Here is a 19179-nt window from a genome sequence, read left to right as displayed (position 1 = left end):
CCATGGCCATCGCGCCGCCTCAGCCATCAATGGATGCCCGCCGCGCCTTTTTCGACGCCCGTCCCGCCGCGTCCGTGGCGGTCGACCTCTCGGTGCGAATCGGAAGCCTCACCCTCGCCAACCCGGTCATGCCGGCCTCGGGCTGCTTCGGGCCCTCGCTGGGACGCTTGATCCCGGTCGCCGAGCTTGGCGCCGTGGTCACCAAGACCGTGTTCGGCACCCCGCGCGGCGGCAACGCGGCGCACCGGGTGACCGAGCTCCGGGCCGGGATGGTCAACAGCGTCGGCATCCCGAGCCGCGGGGCCGCCGGCTACCTGGCGTCGCAACATCCGCTCTACCTGGCGCTCGGCGTGCCCGTGATTGTCAGCGTCGGCGGCCACCGTTCGAGCGAGTACGCCCCCGTCGTGCAGGGCCTGCGGGGCGCGGGCGACGCCTACGAGCTCAACGTTTCCTGTCCGAACCTCGACCGCCACGGCACCGACATCGGCTCCGATCCGGACGCCATCGGGAAGGTCGTGCATGCTGTGCGCCTGGAGACCGACAAGCCCCTGATCGTCAAGCTGCCGGTGCTCGTCTCCTCGATCGCGGACTGTGCCCAGGCCGCTGAGGCGGCCGGCGCCGATGCCGTCTGCGTGGCCAACTCGATCCCGGCGCTGCCGCTCACGGCCGCTACGCGAAGCCCCATTCTCGGCAACGTGATCGGCGGTCTGTCCGGCCCGAATATTCGCCCGATCGTGCTGCGCTTGGTCTGGGTGGCCTCCCGAGCGGTCGACATCCCGGTGGTCGCCTGCGGCGGGATCGAAACCGCGGACGACGCCCTCGACTACTTCTCGGTCGGCGCCCGGGCCGTGCAGGTCGGCACGGCCAGCTTCGGACGCCCGTTCGCCATGGTCGAAATCGTTCGCGCCCTGCAGGAGCGATGCGAGGGCGTCGCCGCGGCCGACATCACCGAACTGATCGAATTGTGGAGCGCCCGATGACCGTCACGACCGCCCTCGCCGCCCTCGCCGCCCTGCGCCGCCAGCAGGAGTTCGCCGCGGCCGACGAGGCCGCGCTGGACGGCCTCATCGCGGTGCGCCCGCCCGAACGGATGCCTCGGCCCGACCCGGTCTGGGACGACGCCCGCGTTCTCGTGCACGAGGTCGTGGGAGAGCGGTACCGCCGGCTCGTGCTGGCCACCGACACCATTGCGACGACCGCCCTTGCCGGACAGTTCCTGATGATCACCGTGCCCCCCACCGGCGGGGAGCGCATCCTGCTCCCACGCCCGATGGCCATCCACCGCCGCCACCCCGACGAGGGCACCGTGGAGGTCATCTACGGCTCAGCCGGCCGCGGCACCACCGCGCTCACCGACGTACTCGTGGGCCAGAGCCTCCTGGTCACCGGCCCGCTGGGCCGCGGCTTCGAGTTCCCGGATGCCGCCCTCCCGACGAAGACTCGTCCAGAGGCGCCCCGCACGGCCCTGATGATCGGCCGCGGTGTCGGCGTCTGCGCCATCATGGGCTCGGTCGAAGACGCCGCCCGGCTCGGCATCGCCGCCACCGTCGTGCTCAGCGGGAGGTCGCCGGCCAACCTGATCGGCCTGGCCGACTGCGCCGAGCTGGGCGCCACGGTCATCCCCGTCACCGACGACGACGGCTCGAGCGCGCTGCCGGCGCTTGGCGAACGGCTGCGTGGGTTTTTCGACTGGGCCCCGCCCGACGTCATCCTCGTCTGCGGCGCCGGCGTTCTCGCCCGCCTCGCCGCCGATCTCGGCGCCGAGTGGGGCGCGCCGGTGCAGGTCTCGCTGGAGGCTCACATGGCCTGCGGCCTCGGCTACTGCCACGGATGCGCCGCGCCCGTCGCCACGGATCCCGCCGTCGAGGGCCCGCTGGTGTGCGTCGATGGCCCGGTGTTCGACGCCGTGCTGCCGGGCCGGGCCGCGGCCGGGCGCGGGAAACCAGCAGGCTGAACGTCTTCTGTTAGGCTTGAGGAGGCTCATCTTCGGACTGGCCACGCAGAATCACGCTCAGTACGGAGCAGACCGGCAGCGCGCTGGTCCTCGGTGGTGGTTTCCCAACTTGCCGGCAACATCCGCAGTTGGTGAATTTCTACTGGTGGCCAGCTCTCGCGCCCTTCTTCTCCGCGTCCAGCTCGCGCGCCATACGGGCAACCGAGTCTTCATCGCCAGAATGGCGAGAAGCAAAAACCAAAGGAGAGAACCCCCATATGGAGGGTCCAGAAATCACGTTCGCCGAAACCGTCATCGATAACGGTAAGTACGGCACACGCACCATCCGTTTCGAAACCGGGCGTCTCGCCCAGCAGGCGCAGGGCTCTGCTGCCGCCTACATCGACGAAGAGACCATGCTTCTCTCCGCCACGAGCGCCAGCAAGCAGCCGAAGGAGAACTTCGACTTCTTCCCCCTCACCATTGACGTCGAAGAGCGCATGTACGCCGCCGGACGCATCCCGGGCAGCTTCTTCCGTCGCGAAGGTCGCCCGTCGACCGAGGCCATCCTCACCTGCCGTCTGATCGACCGGCCGCTGCGCCCGTCCTTCGTCGACGGACTCCGCAACGAGATCCAGGTTGTCGTCACCGTTCTGGCCATCGCGCCGGATGAGTACTACGACGTGCTCGCGATCAACGCGGCCTCGATGTCGACCCAGCTCGCCGGCCTCCCCTTCTCGGGCCCGATCGGTGGCGTTCGCGTCGCCCTCATCCCCGACGAGAACGGCTCCGGCCAGTGGGTTGCCTTCCCGAAGCACTCGCAGATCGTCGACGCCGTGTTCAGCATGGTCGTCGCCGGTCGCGTGGTGACCGACGCCAACGGCGCGCAGGACGTCGCGATCATGATGATCGAGGCCGAAGCCACCGACAACGCCTGGGACCTCATCACGGGCGGCGCCATCAAGCCGAACGAAGAGGTCATCGCCGAGGGCATCGAAGCCTCGAAGCCCTTCATCAAGCAGCTCATCGAGGCACAGCAGAAGGTTGCCGCCTCGGCCGCCAAGCCGACCGGCGCCTACCCGGTGTTCCCGTCCTACCAGCCGGCCACCTACGACGCCGTCGCCGCTCTCGCGTACGACCAGTTGAAGGCCGTCTACCAGATCGCCGACAAGATCGAGCGCCAGAATGCGGATGACGCGCTCAAAGCATCCGTCAAGGAGGCCATCGCGGCCAAGGTCGCCGCCGGCGAACTCGACGCCAGCGCGAACAACCAGGTTTCCGCCGCGTACAAGTCGGTCACCAAGCTCGTCGTGCGCTCACGCGTTCTCAACGAGGGCATCCGCATCGACGGCCGTGGGCTCGCGGACATCCGCCCGCTCGACGCCGAGGTTGCCATCATCCCGCGCGTGCACGGTTCCGCGATCTTCCAGCGCGGCGAGACCCAGATCCTGGGTGTCACCACGCTGAACATGCTCAAGCTCGAGCAGACGATCGACTCCTTGAGCCCGGTCACCAAGAAGCGCTACATGCACAACTACAACTTCCCGCCCTACTCGACCGGCGAAACCGGCCGCGTCGGAACGCCGAAGCGCCGCGAGATCGGCCACGGAGCGCTCGCTGAGCGTGCCCTGGTCCCCGTGCTGCCGACGCGCGAGGAATTCCCCTACGCCATCCGTCAGGTCTCCGAGGCGCTCAGCTCCAACGGATCCACCTCGATGGGTTCCGTCTGTGCCTCGACCCTGTCACTGCTCAACGCCGGTGTGCCGCTGCGCGCACCCGTCGCCGGCATCGCCATGGGCCTCATCTCCGACACCGTTGACGGCAAGACCCGCTACGCGGCTCTCACCGACATCCTCGGCGCCGAAGATGCCCTCGGTGACATGGACTTCAAGGTCGCCGGCACGAGCGAGTTCGTCACCGCGATCCAGCTCGACACGAAGCTCGACGGCATCCCGGCATCCGTTCTCGCCGGCGCGCTCACCCAGGCCAAGGACGCTCGCGCGACCATCCTGGCCGTACTGAACGCCGCCATCGACCGTCCCGACGAGATGGCACCGACCGCGCCCCGCGTGATCAGCGTCCAGATCCCGGTCGACAAGATCGGCGAGCTGATCGGCCCGAAGGGCAAGATGATCAACTCGATCCAGGACCAGACCGGTGCCGACATTTCCATCGAGGAAGACGGCACGGTGTACATCGGCGCCGTTGACGGACCGTCGGCCGAGGCCGCTCGCGCCATGGTCAACGCCGTCGCGAACCCGACCAACCCGGAGATCGGCGAGCAGTTCCTCGGAACCGTCGTCAAGATCGCCGCGTTCGGCGCATTCGTCTCCCTGCTCCCCGGCAAGGACGGCCTGCTGCACATCAGTGAGGTGCGCAAGCTCGCCGGTGGCAAGCGGGTTGAGAACGTCGAAGACGTGCTCGGCGTGGGCCAGAAGGTCCTCGTGGAGATCACCAAGATTGACGACCGTGGCAAGCTCTCGCTCGCCCCGGTCCTCGACGAGTCGGCTGAGGCCGGCACCGAGGACGCACCGGTTCCGACCGAGGCGTAGTCCGCTGGGTCTACCGACAACCTCTCGCCAGGTTAGTCGGCTAGACGGAAAGCCCGTCCTGCTCCGGCAGGGCGGGCTTTTTGCAACCCGCGGTGCCGGCGGTCGAGCGTTCGGTGGTCGAGCGTTCGGTGGTCGAGCCGGTCGAGACCCGGTGCGCCAATCTCGAGAGTCGCTGCGGCATCCGCCCCCGTCGCTGACTGCGCAGAATCCCGTGAAACGCCGTTCGAACGGCCACCGGATGCGGCGTTTCGTGAATTCCTCCGACGATACGTAGCCGACGGAGTCCTCCGGGCGGGCCTCGCGCGACTCCGGTTCCTCCGCGGTGACTCCTAGCCCGCCGCGCAGCTGTCTCCGGCACCGTGCACGGTGGTGTGGTGTGGTGTGGTGTGGCGTGTCGGTCAGACCCGTTTGCCACAGAAACGCATCTATTTGAAAGTATTACAAGTTAGCGATATGATCAAACTGTGTCAGCGACCGGACTACCCATGGCCCAATTGAAGTCTGACCTCTTCAAAGCTCTCGGGCATCCGTTGCGGGTGCAGGTTCTGGAACAGCTGGTCGGCGGGGAACGCTCGGTCGGCAGCCTCGCCGAGGTGCTCGGCGCCGAACTGTCGAACCTGTCCCAGCAGCTGGGGGTCCTGCGCCGCGCCGGCGTAGTCGCCACCCGACGAGAGGGCAACACCATCTTCTATGGACTGCGGGACCCGGGTGTCGCCGAGCTCCTGGCCATCTCCAAACGGATGCTCGTCACCAGCCTTGAGGACTCCCACGCCCTGCTCCGCACCATCGAGCAGGGCTCGCCGTAGTCCGAGCCCTGGGCCCTGCTCCGGCCCCGACGACACCGGGCGCTAGCGTACGCGCCGCTAGAGGTCGTTGCCGGCGTAGGACTGGTTGAAGCTCTTGTTCACGAGGGGGAAGTCCGGCACGATCGTCTCGGACAGGGCCACCGGCAGCGCGGGCCAATTGAAGTAGGACGGGTCGACGACCTTCAGCCGCGTGACGGTGCCGTCTGGCCCCAGTTCGACCCGGTGGCAGATGGTTCCGCGCCAGCCCTCGACGAGGGCAAGGCCGCTCGCCGCATCCGTCGTCGCCGCATCCGTCGTCGTCACCGCCGGAGACGACGCCGCGGCCGCACCGCCACGGTGTGCGCCCAGTCGGGCGATGAGGTCGATCGCCACCGCAATGGACACCTCGAACTCGCCCGCGCGCACCCGGTAGCGGCTGAGCACGTCGCCGCCGGTGTCGGTGACCACATGGAAGTGCTCACCCAGATCGACGAAGGGATGGTCGCGGCGGGCGTCGGCGTCGACGCCGGATGCCCGCGCCACATAGCCCAGCGTGCCCATGGCCTCGGCCTGGCTGGTGGGCAGCGGGGCCGTGCCAGTGAACCGGTCCCGCACGATCGCGTGCCCGAGGGTGATCGCGATGATCTCCTGAACGTCGGCTGCGACGCCGCGGAGGGCGGCGGAATCCGGCAGAGCGAGAACCCGTACCCCGCCCACGGACAGCGCCCCGCGCAGGAAGCGGTGGCCGGTGACGGTCTTGTTGATACGCAGTAGTGTTTCGCGGAGCCGCTGAGTGTGCGAGTTCACGACGCCGAACCCCACGTCGTTGGCCAGCGAACCGAGGTCGGAGACGTGGTTGTAGAGGCGTTCGAGTTCGAGCAGCAGGGCGCGCAGCAGGCGGTCGGGCTCGGAGATCTCGATGCCGGAGGCCGCCTCGATCGCCATCGTGTAGGCCAGCGTGTGGCCGATGACGGTGTCGCCGGCGATCTGCTCGGCCATCTCGATGCCATCCGCAGGCAGACGACCCTCGAAGAGCCGCTCGACGCCGCGGTGCATGTACCACTGGCGGGCTTCCATCCGCACGATAGTCTCGCCGACCACGGAGAAACGGAAGTGGCCGGGGTCGATGATTCCGGCGTGGATGGGGCCTACGGCGATCTCGTAGACCCCGGGGCCCTCGACCTCCACGAACGGGAACGACTCGACGTCGGGTTCGAATTCGGGGGTGGCCGTGGCGTCCTTCCGCATCGGGTACCAGCCGCGGGGCCAGTGGCCGTGGCGCACCAACCGGTGGGGTTGAGGGTGGTTCGCCGGCCGCACGCCGAACAGGTCGCGGGTGCCGCGCTCGAAGTTGCCGGCCGGGAACGAGAGGTCGGCCAGACTCGGAATCCAGGCGTCGTCATAGGGGACGGGCACGATGAGGTCGATCTGGCGCCGGGGGAAGACGGCGACGAAGGAGTAGACCACGCGCAGCCGGTCGCCGTCGTCGTGGCATGCGACCAGCGCGAGCCGGTTTCCATCGGTCAGCAAGGCGGCGGCTTCGCCCCGGAGTTCGTCGCGGGTGAGCGTGCGCACCTCCGGGGTTGCGGCTCGAACCGGATTCGGGGTCGTCATTGGATTCCTCCCAGAACCTCGGCTGCACGCGTCAGGAGTGTGCCGACCGGGTCCGCTATGAAGGCCACCACCGCGGTGGTGCCCAGGGCGAGGATCAGCGGCAGCATCGGCCCGTGCCCCGATCGGTCCGGCACGAGGGGGTCGTCCGGGTGCGGCGCGGCGTCCGCCAGGGTGACGGATGCGCTCGGAATGGAGACCGGGACGGCTCCGGTGACGGATGCCGCGGCCCCCGCAGCCGGGACGGCCGCAGCCGGGACAGCCGGGACGGCCGGGACGGCCGTGGCCGCAGGCGCCCCGATCGTCATGGCCACCGTCAACCGGGTGAGGCTGGCGAAGATGACGAGCAGCAGTACCAGGGCGATGCCGACCACCACGCCCAGGCCGGTGGAAAAGCCGGCCACGATGATGCCGACCTCGGAAAAGAAGATGCTGAACGGGGGGAACCCGATCAGAGCGGCCATAGCGATCAGCCAGGGCACGGCCAGCCCCGGCCGCCGCACGAGCAGGGCGCGCACGTCGTCGATCTTCGGGGTGCCCTCGACCTCGAGGATGCGGCCCGAGATCACGAACAGGGTGGCCTTGGTCAGCCCGTGGCCGAGCACGTACAGCAGCACGGCCGGCAGGGCCGCCGCGCCGATGGCCGCGCCGATGGCCATCATTCCCATGTGCTCGATGCTGGAGTAGGCCAGCATCCGTTTGAAGTCGCGCTGGCGGATCAGGAGTGCCGCCGCTACGAAGAGGGAGAGCAACCCGCCGACGCTGAGCATGATGCGCAGGAAGTCCGGCCCGATCACGGCGTCGGTGATGGTCTGGATGCGCAGGATCGCGTAGAGGGCGACCGCGAGCAGGACGCCGGACATGAGCCCGGAGACGGGTGCCGGCGCCTGGCTGTGCGCGTCGGGCAGCCAGCTATGCATGGGGGCGAGCCCGGCCTTGGTGGCGAAGCCGAGCACGGCGAGGGCGCCGCCGGCGCGGATCAGCGCGGGGTCGAGTGGCAGGCCGGCCTGGCTGAGCACGAGCCAGGACAGGGTTGCCTCGCCCGTGCCGCGCGAGGCGGCATAGATGAGCACGATGCCGAGCAGGGCGATGGCCACGCCGACGGAGCCGAGGATGACGTACTTCCAGGCGGCTTCCAGCGATCGAGGGGTGCGGTGGTGGCCGACCAGGAAGGCCGTGGCGATGGTGGTGGCCTCGACGGCGGCCCACATCAGGCCGATGTTGTCGGCGAGCACCGCGAGGCTCATCGCGGCCAGGAAGATCGAGATCAGGGCGTCGTAGGAGCCGGCGAACCGCGCGGGCTCGGCCGTGGCGTGGCCGAGCCCTCCCCAGGTGGAGACGAGCCCGACGGCGCCGACCACGGTGAGCATGTAGGCGCTCAGCGCGTCCGCGCGGAGCAGCCCGCCGCCCAGTGTGGGAACTTCGTCCGCGAGCACGACGCTCACCAGGAGCAGGCCCGAGATGAGCACGGCGACGCTGGAGGCGATGGGGCTGAGCCGGCGCAGCGCGGGGGAGGGCACGCCGAGGCTCAGTACGGCGAGGAGGGCCGGAATGGCCAGAGGGGTCCAGAGGGCGAATGACATCAGTCGTGCAACTTTCTGAGCTGATCGATCTCGGTGTTGCCGAACTTGGTGCGCATACGGCCGGCGAAGACGTAGAGGATGACGACGACCAGTAGCACGTCGAGGGAGATGCCGAGCTCGAGGAACAGCGGCACACCACCCGAGGTCAGGAACGCAACGGTGGCGATGCCGTTGTCGAGCACGAGGAAGCCGATCAGCTGTGACCCGGCCTGCCGGCGGGTGACCAGCAGCAGGAAACCGATCAGCACCATGGCCAGGCCGATCGGAGCCGCGTGGGCCGAGATGCTGATGTCGCCGGCGAGCACCCGACTGGCCACGACGTAGCTGAGGATGGTCAGAAGAGCCACGGTCAGCAGGGCCGCCGTCGGGTTGAGGCGCGGCGCCTCATCCGTTCGCGTGGTGGCGTGGGTCTCGCGGGCGAGCACCCACGGCAGGCCCATACCCTTGACCAGCAGCACGAGCAACGAGACCAGGATCACCTCGACCTCGCCCTCCTCCAGGCCGATCACGGCGACCAGCGCGGCCAGCGCGAAGCCCTGCACGCTGAGCAGCCGGATCGACGCCAGCAGCGAGTGCCGCCAGACCATCAGGGCGCTGGTGAGCAGCAGGGTCCCGGTGCAGAGACCGATCAGCTGCGGGTAAATGGTGGTGAACACGGATGCTCCTAAGCGACCAGGTAGGAAGCGGTGACGGCCAGCAGGCCCAGGGCGAACGACCCCGCCAGCAGCTCGGGAACGCGGAACAGGCGCGCCTTGGCCAGGAAGACCTCACCCACGCTGAGCACAACGCCCAGCAGCAGGATTTTCACGGTGACGGTGCCCACGCCGACTATCACGCCGGGCACCGAGAAGTCGGTCATGATTCCCCACGGCACGATCAGGTTGCTGAGCAGGCCGAGCAGGGCGGCCAGCTTGAGCCAGGAGCCGAGTTCGAGCCAGACCAGATCGCGGCCGGAGGCCTCGAGCACCATGGCCTCGTGCAGCATGGTCACTTCGAGGTGGGTCGACGGGTTGTCGACCGGCAGACGGCTGGTCTCGGCCATGATGGCGATGGCCAGGGCGACCATGGCCAGCAGGCTGACCGGGGAGATGATCACGGCCGGATTCAGGAGCCGGGTCTCCACGATCAGCGAGAGGGTGGAGGTGCCGGCCGGGATGGAGAGCGCGTAGACCGCGAGCAGCAGGGTCGGCTCGACCAGAGCGGCGACGGTCATGTGACGGCTGGAACCCATTCCGCCGAACGCGGTGCCGGCGTCGAGGCCGACCAGGGCCAGAGCCACCACGCCGATCAGCATGATGGAGACGATCACGAACAGGTCGCTGGGGATGAGCGGCAGCGGCAGGGTGCCGACCAGCGGCAGGAGTGCGCAGAGCAGCAGGCTGGAGACCAGGAGGGTGACCGGACCGGCCGCGAGCATCCAGCTGCTGTCGGCGGCGCGGACCGGGTTCTTCGCCAGGAGCTTGCGCACATCGCGCCACGGCTGCCAGATGCCGGAACCGGCCCGGCCCTCGAGGAGGGCCCGCACCTGGCGGATCACGCCGATCAGGAGGGGGGCGAGGAACACGAACAGCGCCAGCTGGACCAGGGCGATGATGATCGCCGCGGCGCCGGTCACAGGGACACCACGATCAGAACGCAAAGCAGGGCGACGAAGGAATAGGACAGGTAGCGATGGATGCTGCCGTTCTGCGCCCGTCGGGCCAGAATGCCGAAGCGTTGCATGAGGTTCAGCACCGGGCGGTAGAGCCGGGTCTCGACCACGTCGGACACGGTCTGTTCCACGTGCACGCGTTCCACCAGGTAGCGGGATTCACCCACGTGGGTGACCTCCACGTCGCGGGTGGGCCGGAGCACGTCGTCGAAGACGCGCACCAGCGGCTCGGCATACGAGGTGGCCGTGTACTGCATCCGCGGCCGCAGCCGTGACCCGCCGCCGGCCCAGGGGAGCGGCGAGGTGCGGGTGGGGTGTCGCCGGGCGGAAACGAACAGCGTGATCAGCACGGGCACGAGCAGCAGGGCGGCCAGCACGACGAAGGTGGTGGGGTCGAGTACGGCGTCGATGCCGCGGGCGTCCACGCCGGCGAGGCCGATGGTGCGCACGTCGGGGGTGAACGCCGGGCCCACAGCCGAGCCGATGGCCACGGCGAGCGGGCCGGGTATCAGGCCGAGCCCGACCACGAGGAGGGCGCCGAGCACGAGCGGGATGCGCATGATGACGGGCACCTCGACGGCCAGTGCGGCCTTCCGGGAGCGCGGGCGGGCCAGGAAGGCGATCCCGTAGGCCTTGACGAAGGTGAGCAGGGCCAGCCCGGCGGTCAGGGCGATCACGGCGACCGCGAGTGGCATGGCCACGGATGCCGCGACGGAGACGACCTCCCCGTCGACCCGAGAACCGTGGATCAGAGCCTGCAGCAGCATCCACTCGGCGACGAACCCGCTCGTGACGGGCAGGGCTGCGGCGCCCATGGCGGCCCCGCCGAACGCGGCGGCGGTCCAGGGCATCCGGCTGCCGAGGCCGCCGAGCCGGTCGAGGTTCATCTCGCCGGCCGCGCGGGCCACGGCCCCGGCCCCGAGGAACAGGGTGGACTTGAACGCGGCGTGGCTGAGCATCAGCAGCAGGGCGGCGACAAGGGCCGCGTCGGCCGCGGCCGCGGCGTTGTCGGCGCGCAGCAAAACGGATGCCCCGAGCCCCAGGAACACCAGCCCCATGTTCTCGGTCGTGGAGTAGGCCAGCAGCACCTTGAGGTTGCTCGCCACGGAGGCCTGCAGAATCCCGTAGAGCGCGGACACCCCGCCGAGCACCATGATCAGCACTCCCCACCAGGCCGGGCCGTTCGGCAGCAGCCGCACGACGACGAGGAGGGCGCCGTAGACGCCGATGTTGACCATCGCGCCGCTCATCGCGGCGGCGACGTGGCCGGGGGCCTCGGGCAGCACCCGCGGAACCCAGACGTGCAGGGGCACGAGCTCCGCCTTGCCACCGAAGCCGAGCAGCAGCAGCAGGAACGCCACGCTGGCCTGCCAGGTGAAGGGATCGATGGTGGCGAGGTCGGCGAAGCCGGTGCCGCCGGCCAGACCGGCGAGCATGGCGAAGCCGGCCAGCACGAAGAAGAAGCTCAGCTGCGACATCGCCGAGTACCAGACCAGGGCGGAGGCGACCGTGCCGCGGGTGGCGTGGTGGGCCAGCAGCAGCGCCGTGGAGCCGAGCGTCATGATCTCCCAGAACAGCAGGAACGACACCACATCGGTTGCGGCCGGCACCAGCTGCATGCCGGAGAGGAACACGGCCATCGACAGCCACGAGGTGCGCGAGGCCGAGGCCACGCGGGCGGAGCCGATCCCGAACAGGGAGGCGAGCACGCCGACGACGGAGACGACCACCATCACCAGTCCGCCGAGGCGGTCGGGGGAGAGCACGAGCGGGTCCATCGGCAGGGCGGTGGGGATGCTCAGCGACCCGGTGCCGCCGGAGAGCGCGATCGCACCGGTGACGACGCCGGCCACGGCGAGCAGGGTGCAGACGGATCCGCTGACCCGCGAGCGCCAGGACGTGGGTGTGAGCAGGGCCGCGGCGACGGCGACCACGAGCAGCAGGGCTTGGCCGATCATGCCGGCTTCGAGGGCGGTCATCGACCGGTCATCCGGCGCAGTGCTTCGACGATGACGGCCGGCTCGGGCGGGTTGCCCGGCACGGACAGGTCGACGTGCACGAAGTCCGACACCGGCCCGGCCACGCCGTAACCTTCGGCGAAGACACCGCCGGTGATGGCGCAGTCGCCGACCGCGATCACGAAGCGGGGGGTCGGCGTGGCGTCAATGGTTCGGCGCATCGGCTCGATCAGGTTGCGGGTCACGGCGCCCGTGATCACGAGCAGGTCGGCGTGACGCGGCGACGCGACCAGACGGATGCCGTATCGTTCGACGTCGTAGACCGGGCCGAACGCGCTCTGCACCTCCATCGCGCAGTCGTTGCAGCTGCCGGCGTTGATGAAGCGCACCTGCACGCTGCCGCCGAAGACCTCGGCGCCGGGGAACAGGGCCGGGGCCGGTGGGGCCGCCTCGGCGATGCGGCCACCGGTTCGGATGAGGTTCAGGAGTCGTGTGACGCTCAACTCAGGCTCCGCGTGGCACGATACATCATTACTTCTTTATATACCTATATAATGAATTTATCAAATAGATTCGGGTCATTCTTCGGGCCAGGGCGCGCTCAAGGAGTCCACGGCTTCCTGGGTGTACTCGATCACCGCGGTGAGGAGCTGCTCCATCGAGGTGGACCGCAGCAGCTCGATCTGGTCCAGCGGGCCCAGCGGGGCGATACCGGCGATCTGCCAGGCGGCCGCCGTCGGATCCCGGGACAGCTCCACCGTCGAGGGCCAGAGCTGGTCGGCGAATTCGCTCGCGAGGGCCAGGGCGCGTCGTACGGCCTGCTCGGCCCGTTCCCGCAGCGGCAGCAGGTCGTCGTCCCAGTCCAGCTCGGCAAGGTCGCGCACCGTGGCCTGGGGGTGCGGGTCCTCGGTCAGCCAGTCGATGACCTCGACCCGGCGTTCGCCCTGGGCGGTCACCCCGACGAATCCCTCGGCGGCCTCGAGTTCGGTGATCTGGGCCACGGTCCCGTAGTGGAACCGCCGCTCGCCGCCGCCGACCTCCTGGCCGCGTTCGATCAGCACCACGCCGAACTCGGCCGGCTCCTCCTTGAGGATGCGCGACAGCATGACCAGGTAGCGGTCCTCGAACACCCGCAGCTGCAGCGGCATATAGGGGAACAGCACCGACCCGAGCGGGAACATCGGCAGGGACGTCACCGGCAGCGCGGTCATGGGCGGGGGTGCTCCAGCAGTGGGGTGACCCGGTAGGGGATCAGCTCGCCCATGGCCAGGGACGTCTCGGTGCGATCGACACCCTCGCAGGCGAGGATGGTGCCGTCGATGCGGAACAGGTCGTCGGCATCCGCGCAGACCACGCGCACCAGAATGTCGGTCGCCCCGCTCATGCCGTGCGCCTGCACGATTTCCGGAATGCGGGCGAGCTCGGCCACGATCTGGGCGAGGCGTTTCTGCTGCACGTGCACCTCGATGAAGGCCGTCAGCGGATAGCCCAGCGCGACCGGGTTGATGCGGCGGTCGAAGGAGAGGAACGCGTTCGACTCCTCGAGCCTGGCCATGCGCGCCTGCACCGTGTTGCGGGAGAGGCGCAGCTGCTGGGCGAGCGCCACGAACGTGCTGCGCGGATCGGCGCACAGAGCGCGGAGCAACTGTAAGTCGACTTTGTCCAGACTGTGCATACTGCTCGACGGTAGCAGGCAGGGTGCCCCATGAATAGGGCAAATTGCTCAAAATTTATTGTCATGGTTGTGCTCCATGTCGCGGAATCGTACGCTCTCAACAACTTCGGCAACGACGCTGGGAGCGCATCTGATGCACACTGTCCACACCGGGGAGACCCCCGACACTCTTCTGCAGCTGCTGAGCCCCGAGGGGATGCGGCTGGCCGACGCCGATCTGGATCCCTGGGTCGCGGAGGTGACCGGGGCCGACCTCGCGGCGCTGTACCAGGACATGGTGGTGGTGCGCCGCATCGACGCCGAGGCCACGGCGCTGCAGCGTCAGGGAGAGCTGGGGCTCTGGCCGCCGTTGCTCGGCCAGGAGGCCGCGCAGATCGGCTCGGGCCGCGCGCTCCGCGCCGACGACTTCGTCTTCTCCAGTTACCGTGAGAACGCCGTCGCCTGGTGCCGGGGCGTAGCGCCCACCGACATCCTCCGGGTGTGGCGCGGCACCGCGCAATCCGGCTGGGATCCGCTGGTGTACCGAATGGCGACGCCCAGCATCATCATCGGGGCGCAGACCCTGCACGCCACGGGCTGGGCGATGGGAGCCCGGTTCGACGGCGCGGACTCGGTGGCCGTGGCCTACTTCGGCGACGGCGCGACCAGCGAGGGCGACGTCAGCGAGGCGCTCGTGTTCGCGGCGAGCTTTCAGGCACCGGTGGTCTTCTTCTGCCAGAACAACCACTGGGCCATCTCCGAGCCGGTCGGACTGCAGACCCGCTTCGGCATCGCCGGCCGGGCCCCCGGGTTCGGCATTCCCAGCCTCCGAATCGACGGCAACGACATCCTGGCCGTGATGGCCGCGACCCGGCTGGCCCTGAACCGCGCCCGCACCGGGGGAGGCCCCACCTTCATCGAAGCCGTCACCTACCGGATGGGCCCGCACACGACCGCGGACGACCCCACTCGCTACCGGCCCGCGGCCGAACTCGAGGAGTGGGCGAAGAAAGACCCGATCCTGCGACTGCGACGGCTGCTCGACTCTCTCGGCCTGTTCACCCCCGAGCTGGAGTCCGAGACCCAGGCTCTGGCCGAGGCCACGGCCGCCGAGCTGCGCGCCGGCTGTATCGGCCTGCCTGACCCGGAGCCGTTGACCGTGCTCGCCAACGTCTACGCCACCCCGCATGCCGGGGTCGACCGCCAGCGCGCGGAGTACGCGGCCTACCTGGCGAGCTTCGAGCCGACCGGAGGGAAGGTCTGATGTCAATCGAAACCATCCGGAGTGCACCGGCTGCACCCGCGAACGGCGCGACGCCGGTGCCTGTGACGCCCGTTCCTGTGACGCCGGTGCCGCCGATCGAGGCGGCGCTGACGGAGACGAAGACCCTGACCCTGGCCAAGGCGATCAACGCCGGGCTGCGCCAATCCATGCTCGACGACCCGAAGGTGGTGCTCCTCGGCGAGGATATCGGCGCCCTCGGCGGCGTGTTCCGGGTGACCAGCGACCTGCTCGCCGAGTTCGGGCCGAACCGGGTCGTCGACACCCCGCTGGCCGAGTCCGCCATCATCGGCACCGCGGTGGGGCTGGCGTACCGCGGCTACCGCCCGGTCTGCGAGATCCAGTTCGACGGCTTCATCTTCCCCGGATTCGACCAGATCGTCAGCCAGGTGGCCCGGTTCCACTACCGCACCCAGGGGGCCCTGCGCATGCCCATCACCATCCGGGTGCCGTTCGGCGGCGGCATCGGCGCCGCCGAACACCACTCCGAATCGCCCGAGGCCTACTTCACGCACACCTCGGGCCTGCGCGTGATCGCGGTCTCGAACCCGCAGGACGCCTACAGCCTGATCCGCCAGGCGATCGCCTCCGACGACCCGGTCCTCTTCTTCGAGCCCAAACGCCGCTACCACGCTGCCGGCCCGGTGACCCCGCAACTCGGCGAGCCCTTCGAGAGTGCCCGGGTCGTGGCCGCCGGCACCGACGTCACGCTGATTGCCTACGGAGCGCTGGTGACCACGGCGACGGATGCCGCGCTCGCCGCCTCCGACGAGGGCATCTCGGTCGAGGTCATCGACCTGCGCTCGCTCTCGCCCATCGACTACGCCGCCGTCGAGGCATCCGTTCGCAAAACGGGCCGGCTCGTCGTCACTCACGAGGCCTCCCGCTCGGGTGGGCTGGGTGGCGAGATCATCGCCGAGGTCACCGAGCGCTGCTTCGACTACCTTGAGGCTTCACCGGTGCGGGTCACGGGCTTCGACATCCCGTACCCGGCGGCGAAGTTGGAGAGCCACCACCTGCCCGACCTCGACCGCATGCTCGATGGCGTCGACCGAGTGCTGGGACGACGACGATGATCAAGGTTTTCAGGTTGCCCGACCTCGGCGAGGGGCTGACCGAATCGGAGATCGTTGCCTGGCGGGTCGCGCCCGGCGACACGGTGACGCTCAACCAGCTCATCGCCGAGGTCGAGACGGCCAAGGCCGTCGTCGAGTTGCCGTCGCCCTTCGCGGGTGTGGTCGCCGAACTCCACCAGCAGCCCGGCACCACCGTGCACGTGGGCGACCCGATCGTCTCCTTCGAGGTCGCCGGCGCCGCGCCTCCCTCAATTCCTTCAACCGCTCCTCCCGCCGATGCGGCTCCCTCTGCTCCCTCTGCTCCTGCTGCTCCTTCGGCTCCTGCCGGCGAGCCCGAACGGCTGGCCGTGCTCGTGGGGTACGGCGCCGCGGTCGAGCGTGGCGGGCGGCCGCAGCGACGAGCCCGCGCGGGGGCGACGGATGCGCCGGGCCGGGCCGGGGTCTCTACTCCGGCAGCAACGTCGACGCCGGCAGCAACGTCGACGCCGGCCGCAACGTCGACGCCGGCCGCAACGTCCACGCCGGCCGCAACTTCGGCCGCGTCACCCGCGACTCGGGAGATGCCGGCTACCGGGGAGCGCCCGCGGTCCACGCCGCCGGTGCGCGCGCTGGCTCGCACACTGGGCGTCGACCTGACCCAGGTGACCGGGACCGGTCCGACGGGCCTCATCATTCGGGAGGACGTGGCGGCGTACGCCGCCCCCGCAGCCCTCGGCGTCTGCCTCACACCGCACGAGCCGGGACTCGAGCTCGGACGCGCCGAACCGGAGGACCGGCCCCCGGCATCCGTGCCCCGTGCCCGGGAAACCCGCAGCCCGATCCGGAGCGTGCGCAAGCAGACCGCCGCCGCCATGGTGCAGAGCGCCTTCACCGCGCCGCACGCCACGGAGTTCCTGACCGTGGATGTGACGCCGACGATCGAGTTGATCGACGCGCTGAAACGCGACCGGGGGTTCGCCGACGCGCGCATCGGCGTCCTTGCCGTGGTCGCGAAGGCGCTCTGCCTCGCCGTCGCCCGCACGCCCGAGGTCAACACCCGCTGGGACGAGGCGGCCGGCGAGATCGTTCAGTTCCACTACGTGAACCTCGGCATCGCCGCCGCCACGCCGCGCGGGCTGATCGTGCCCAGCATCCCGGATGCCGACCGGCTGGCTCTCGCCGACCTCGCCGCGGCGCTCGCCGCACTGACCAGCACCGCCCGGGCGGGAGCGACCAGCCCGGCCGCCCTGCACGGCGGCACGATCTCGATCACCAACATTGGCTCGTTCGGCATCGATGCGGGCACGCCGATCCTGCCTCCGGGGGAGGCCGTGATCCTCGCGCTGGGAGCGATCGCGCCGCGGCCGTGGGAGTATCGCGGCGAGGTCGCGCTGCGGCAGGTGGTCACTCTCAGCGTCGCCTTCGACCACCGTCTCGTCGACGGCGAGCAGGCGGCCCGGTTCCTGACCGACGTCGCCGGCATTCTCGCCAACCCCGCGCGCGCCCTCGCCCTCCTGTAGGAGTCAGTGGTCAGTCCCTGACGAATTCGACGGAGATCGTGCTCCCACACCCCGAAATGCGGGTAAACCGGGCATTTTTCCAAAAATCTCCGTCGAATTGGTTCGCAGCCTGCGGGAGCCGGCCGGCAACGGATGCTCCCGAGCGAGCCTTGACGGGGTTCGGACCGCGCAGCAGAGTGGGGGGATGAAATCACCGGGCACCCTCCTCACCCCTCTCGACACCGAGTCCGTTCTCTCCGGCGGTGCCTTCGTCCACCTCGACGGCGCCCTGCACGGCTCGTTCACGACCCGGGACTTCGCCTCGGCTGTGCGCCTGGTCGACCAGGTTGCCGAGGCGGCGGATGCGATGAATCACCACCCCGACGTGCGGCTCGGCTACGGCCGCGTCGGCTTCCGCCTTTCGTCCCACGACGCCGGCGGCGTGACCGACCGTGACCTGCGGCTTGCGCTGCGCATCCAGGAACTCGCGGCTGCGCAGGGCGCCGACCGTGCGCCGGTGCGGCCGGCCCGCTACGACGTGGCGATCGACTGCACCGACGCCGAAGCGATCCGGCCGTTCTGGCGGGTGGGTCTCGGCTACGTGGAGGTCGACAGCGAGGGCGAGATCGAACTCGTCGATCCACACGACCAGGGACCGCGGGTCTGGTTCCAGACGATGGCTATCGCGCGCACCGAGCGCAACCGCATCCACCTCGACGTGTATCTGCCCACGATCGACGCCGAGTCCCGGGTGCAGGACGTCATCGCCGCCGGCGGCGATCTCCTCACCGACGAGCACGCCCCCGACTGGTGGGTCCTGGCCGACCCCGAGGGCAACGAGCTCTGCGTCTGCACCACCGTCTCCTGAGCCGGTGACGGATTCGTCTGATGGCTCGTCGACGGATGCCCGGCTCACGCCGGCGCGAGCCCGCCGCCCGCGAGCCCGCCGCCCGCGAGCCCCCCGGCCCCGAGCGCCGCGAGCGCCATCTCCTCGAGCAGCGGCCGCACCTTGCCGCTCGGCGACGCCGGCAGCGTGTGCGGGGTCGAGTTCAGTAGTCCGAACGTCGCCTGGGCACGGATGCGCAGCAGCGGCGCATCAACCTCGGGGTGCACCTGCCCGAGCACGCGCACCCACAGCTCCACGTAGGTGCGTTGCAGGGCGCGCACCTGGTGCCGGTCTGGGGCGGCGAGGCTGTCCAGGTCCCGGTCCTGCACACGGATGACGTTCGGATGCGAGAGGGCGAAGTCCGTGTGGAAGCGCACCAGCGCGTGGAGTGCGCCCGCGGCATCCGGAGCGCCGGCGACCACGGCCTGCCCGCCCGCCACCAGCGTCTCGCTGACCTCCACCAGCAGCGCGGCCAGCACGGCCGGCTTACCGCTGAAGTGCCGGTAGACGGCCGGCCCGCTCACGCCGACGGCCGCGCCGAGGTCCTCGATCGAGACCCCGTTGTAGCCCGACCGGGCGAACAGCGTGGCGGCGGCCCCGAGCAGGGCCTGCCGCCGGTCGGCCTTGGCCTGGCTCCGAGCCGTCGGCGACGACGGGAGGACTCCCATTCGATGCTCCGTTCACGCGGAAACTCTGGACAACTCAGTTAGGAACCGCTAACGTGATTTTC

General features: G+C 69.7%; 17 protein-coding genes. 8 read left to right on the top strand and 9 right to left on the bottom strand.

The genetic code is table 11. From position 1 onward, the window contains the following. The first annotated feature begins 2 nt into the window (after positions 1-2). The 4 genes from E3O22_RS13485 (at position 3) to E3O22_RS13470 (ending at position 5291) form a co-directional block, all read left to right on the top strand. A complete protein-coding gene (locus E3O22_RS13485) occupies positions 3-980 on the top strand; it encodes a dihydroorotate dehydrogenase (protein WP_134394696.1) in 978 nt (325 codons plus the stop codon). Continuing rightward, a complete protein-coding gene (locus E3O22_RS13480) occupies positions 977-1954 on the top strand; it encodes a dihydroorotate oxidase electron transfer subunit (protein WP_241976652.1) in 978 nt (325 codons plus the stop codon). The genes E3O22_RS13485 and E3O22_RS13480 overlap by 4 nt, the downstream gene beginning before the upstream one ends. Positions 1955-2211: 257 nt before the next feature. Further along, positions 2212-4485: a polyribonucleotide nucleotidyltransferase gene (locus E3O22_RS13475; RefSeq protein ID WP_134394694.1), complete on the top strand. Its 2274-nt coding sequence runs from the start codon at positions 2212-2214 to the stop codon at positions 4483-4485. 464 nt (positions 4486-4949) lie between these two features. Then, positions 4950-5291 carry a metalloregulator ArsR/SmtB family transcription factor gene (locus E3O22_RS13470; protein WP_241973284.1) on the top strand — a complete coding sequence of 114 codons (342 nt, stop codon included), beginning with the start codon at positions 4950-4952 and terminating at the stop codon, positions 5289-5291. Between the two features lie 57 nt (positions 5292-5348). Here E3O22_RS13470 and E3O22_RS13465 read toward each other — a convergent pair whose 3' ends face one another. From E3O22_RS13465 to E3O22_RS13430, 8 genes are all read right to left on the bottom strand, one after another. Next, positions 5349-6884, bottom strand: a complete 1536-nt coding sequence (locus tag E3O22_RS13465; protein WP_134394692.1) for an NADH-quinone oxidoreductase subunit C — start codon at positions 6882-6884, stop codon at positions 5349-5351. Continuing rightward, positions 6881-8464: a proton-conducting transporter membrane subunit gene (locus E3O22_RS13460; RefSeq protein ID WP_134394690.1), complete on the bottom strand. Its 1584-nt coding sequence runs from the start codon at positions 8462-8464 to the stop codon at positions 6881-6883. Before E3O22_RS13460 ends, E3O22_RS13465 begins: the two co-directional genes overlap by 4 nt. After that, a complete protein-coding gene (locus tag E3O22_RS13455) occupies positions 8464-9120 on the bottom strand; it encodes a hypothetical protein (RefSeq protein ID WP_104101117.1) in 657 nt (218 codons plus the stop codon). The genes E3O22_RS13460 and E3O22_RS13455 overlap by 1 nt, the downstream gene beginning before the upstream one ends. Before the next feature lie 8 nt (positions 9121-9128). Beyond that, on the bottom strand, positions 9129-10079 hold the full coding sequence (locus tag E3O22_RS13450; protein WP_134394688.1) for a respiratory chain complex I subunit 1 family protein: 951 nt from the start codon (positions 10077-10079) through the stop codon (positions 9129-9131). Further along, the gene (locus tag E3O22_RS13445; protein WP_134394687.1) at positions 10076-12094 is read right to left on the bottom strand and encodes a proton-conducting transporter membrane subunit; all 2019 of its coding nucleotides are present in this window, start codon (positions 12092-12094) and stop codon (positions 10076-10078) included. The genes E3O22_RS13450 and E3O22_RS13445 overlap by 4 nt, the downstream gene beginning before the upstream one ends. Beyond that, entirely contained in the window at positions 12091-12576 is a 486-nt protein-coding gene (locus E3O22_RS13440) for an NADH-quinone oxidoreductase subunit B family protein (RefSeq protein ID WP_134394685.1), read from the bottom strand. The genes E3O22_RS13445 and E3O22_RS13440 overlap by 4 nt, the downstream gene beginning before the upstream one ends. Before the next feature lie 75 nt (positions 12577-12651). After that, complete coding sequence (locus E3O22_RS13435; RefSeq protein ID WP_241973285.1) at positions 12652-13284, bottom strand: LON peptidase substrate-binding domain-containing protein; 633 nt, start codon at positions 13282-13284, stop codon at positions 12652-12654. Beyond that, complete coding sequence (locus tag E3O22_RS13430) at positions 13281-13748, bottom strand: Lrp/AsnC family transcriptional regulator (RefSeq protein ID WP_134394683.1); 468 nt, start codon at positions 13746-13748, stop codon at positions 13281-13283. Before E3O22_RS13430 ends, E3O22_RS13435 begins: the two co-directional genes overlap by 4 nt. A gap of 133 nt (positions 13749-13881) precedes the next feature. Between E3O22_RS13430 and pdhA the strand changes: the two genes are divergently transcribed. The 4 genes from pdhA (at position 13882) to E3O22_RS13410 (ending at position 18431) form a co-directional block, all read left to right on the top strand. Beyond that, positions 13882-14991 carry a pyruvate dehydrogenase (acetyl-transferring) E1 component subunit alpha gene (gene pdhA / locus E3O22_RS13425; RefSeq protein ID WP_134394681.1) on the top strand — a complete coding sequence of 370 codons (1110 nt, stop codon included), beginning with the start codon at positions 13882-13884 and terminating at the stop codon, positions 14989-14991. Beyond that, on the top strand, positions 14991-16085 hold the full coding sequence (locus E3O22_RS13420) for an alpha-ketoacid dehydrogenase subunit beta (protein WP_134394680.1): 1095 nt from the start codon (positions 14991-14993) through the stop codon (positions 16083-16085). The genes pdhA and E3O22_RS13420 overlap by 1 nt, the downstream gene beginning before the upstream one ends. Continuing rightward, entirely contained in the window at positions 16082-17584 is a 1503-nt protein-coding gene (locus tag E3O22_RS13415; protein ID WP_134394678.1) for a dihydrolipoamide acetyltransferase family protein, read from the top strand. The genes E3O22_RS13420 and E3O22_RS13415 overlap by 4 nt, the downstream gene beginning before the upstream one ends. Before the next feature lie 184 nt (positions 17585-17768). Then, entirely contained in the window at positions 17769-18431 is a 663-nt protein-coding gene (locus E3O22_RS13410; RefSeq protein ID WP_134394676.1) for a VOC family protein, read from the top strand. A gap of 44 nt (positions 18432-18475) precedes the next feature. Here E3O22_RS13410 and E3O22_RS13405 read toward each other — a convergent pair whose 3' ends face one another. Next, positions 18476-19117: a TetR/AcrR family transcriptional regulator gene (locus E3O22_RS13405; protein WP_134394674.1), complete on the bottom strand. Its 642-nt coding sequence runs from the start codon at positions 19115-19117 to the stop codon at positions 18476-18478. Between the last annotated feature and the right edge of the window lie 62 nt (positions 19118-19179).

The sequence above is a fragment of the Cryobacterium sp. TMT2-18-2 genome, from assembly GCF_004402245.1.
Taxonomy (GTDB): Bacteria; Actinomycetota; Actinomycetes; order Actinomycetales; family Microbacteriaceae; genus Cryobacterium; species Cryobacterium sandaracinum.
The sequence above is the reverse complement of the archived record's forward strand: the minus strand, read 5'-3'. Positions and strand labels throughout refer to the sequence as shown.

What these genes read in the sequence shown, in the direction of transcription:
- E3O22_RS13485 (WP_134394696.1), top strand. Translation starts at nt 3, where the DNA reads ATGGCCATCGCGCCGCCTCAGCCATCAATGGATGCCCGCCGCGCCTTT.
- E3O22_RS13480 (WP_241976652.1), top strand. Translation starts at nt 977, where the DNA reads ATGACCGTCACGACCGCCCTCGCCGCCCTCGCCGCCCTGCGCCGCCAG.
- E3O22_RS13475 (WP_134394694.1), top strand. Translation starts at nt 2,212, where the DNA reads ATGGAGGGTCCAGAAATCACGTTCGCCGAAACCGTCATCGATAACGGT.
- E3O22_RS13465 (WP_134394692.1), bottom strand. Translation starts at nt 6,884, where the DNA reads ATGACGACCCCGAATCCGGTTCGAGCCGCAACCCCGGAGGTGCGCACG.
- E3O22_RS13460 (WP_134394690.1), bottom strand. Translation starts at nt 8,464, where the DNA reads ATGTCATTCGCCCTCTGGACCCCTCTGGCCATTCCGGCCCTCCTCGCC.
- E3O22_RS13445 (WP_134394687.1), bottom strand. Translation starts at nt 12,094, where the DNA reads ATGACCGCCCTCGAAGCCGGCATGATCGGCCAAGCCCTGCTGCTCGTG.
- E3O22_RS13435 (WP_241973285.1), bottom strand. Translation starts at nt 13,284, where the DNA reads ATGACCGCGCTGCCGGTGACGTCCCTGCCGATGTTCCCGCTCGGGTCG.
- E3O22_RS13430 (WP_134394683.1), bottom strand. Translation starts at nt 13,748, where the DNA reads ATGCACAGTCTGGACAAAGTCGACTTACAGTTGCTCCGCGCTCTGTGC.
- pdhA (WP_134394681.1), top strand. Translation starts at nt 13,882, where the DNA reads ATGCACACTGTCCACACCGGGGAGACCCCCGACACTCTTCTGCAGCTG.
- E3O22_RS13420 (WP_134394680.1), top strand. Translation starts at nt 14,991, where the DNA reads ATGTCAATCGAAACCATCCGGAGTGCACCGGCTGCACCCGCGAACGGC.
- E3O22_RS13415 (WP_134394678.1), top strand. Translation starts at nt 16,082, where the DNA reads ATGATCAAGGTTTTCAGGTTGCCCGACCTCGGCGAGGGGCTGACCGAA.
- E3O22_RS13410 (WP_134394676.1), top strand. Translation starts at nt 17,769, where the DNA reads ATGAAATCACCGGGCACCCTCCTCACCCCTCTCGACACCGAGTCCGTT.
- E3O22_RS13405 (WP_134394674.1), bottom strand. Translation starts at nt 19,117, where the DNA reads ATGGGAGTCCTCCCGTCGTCGCCGACGGCTCGGAGCCAGGCCAAGGCC.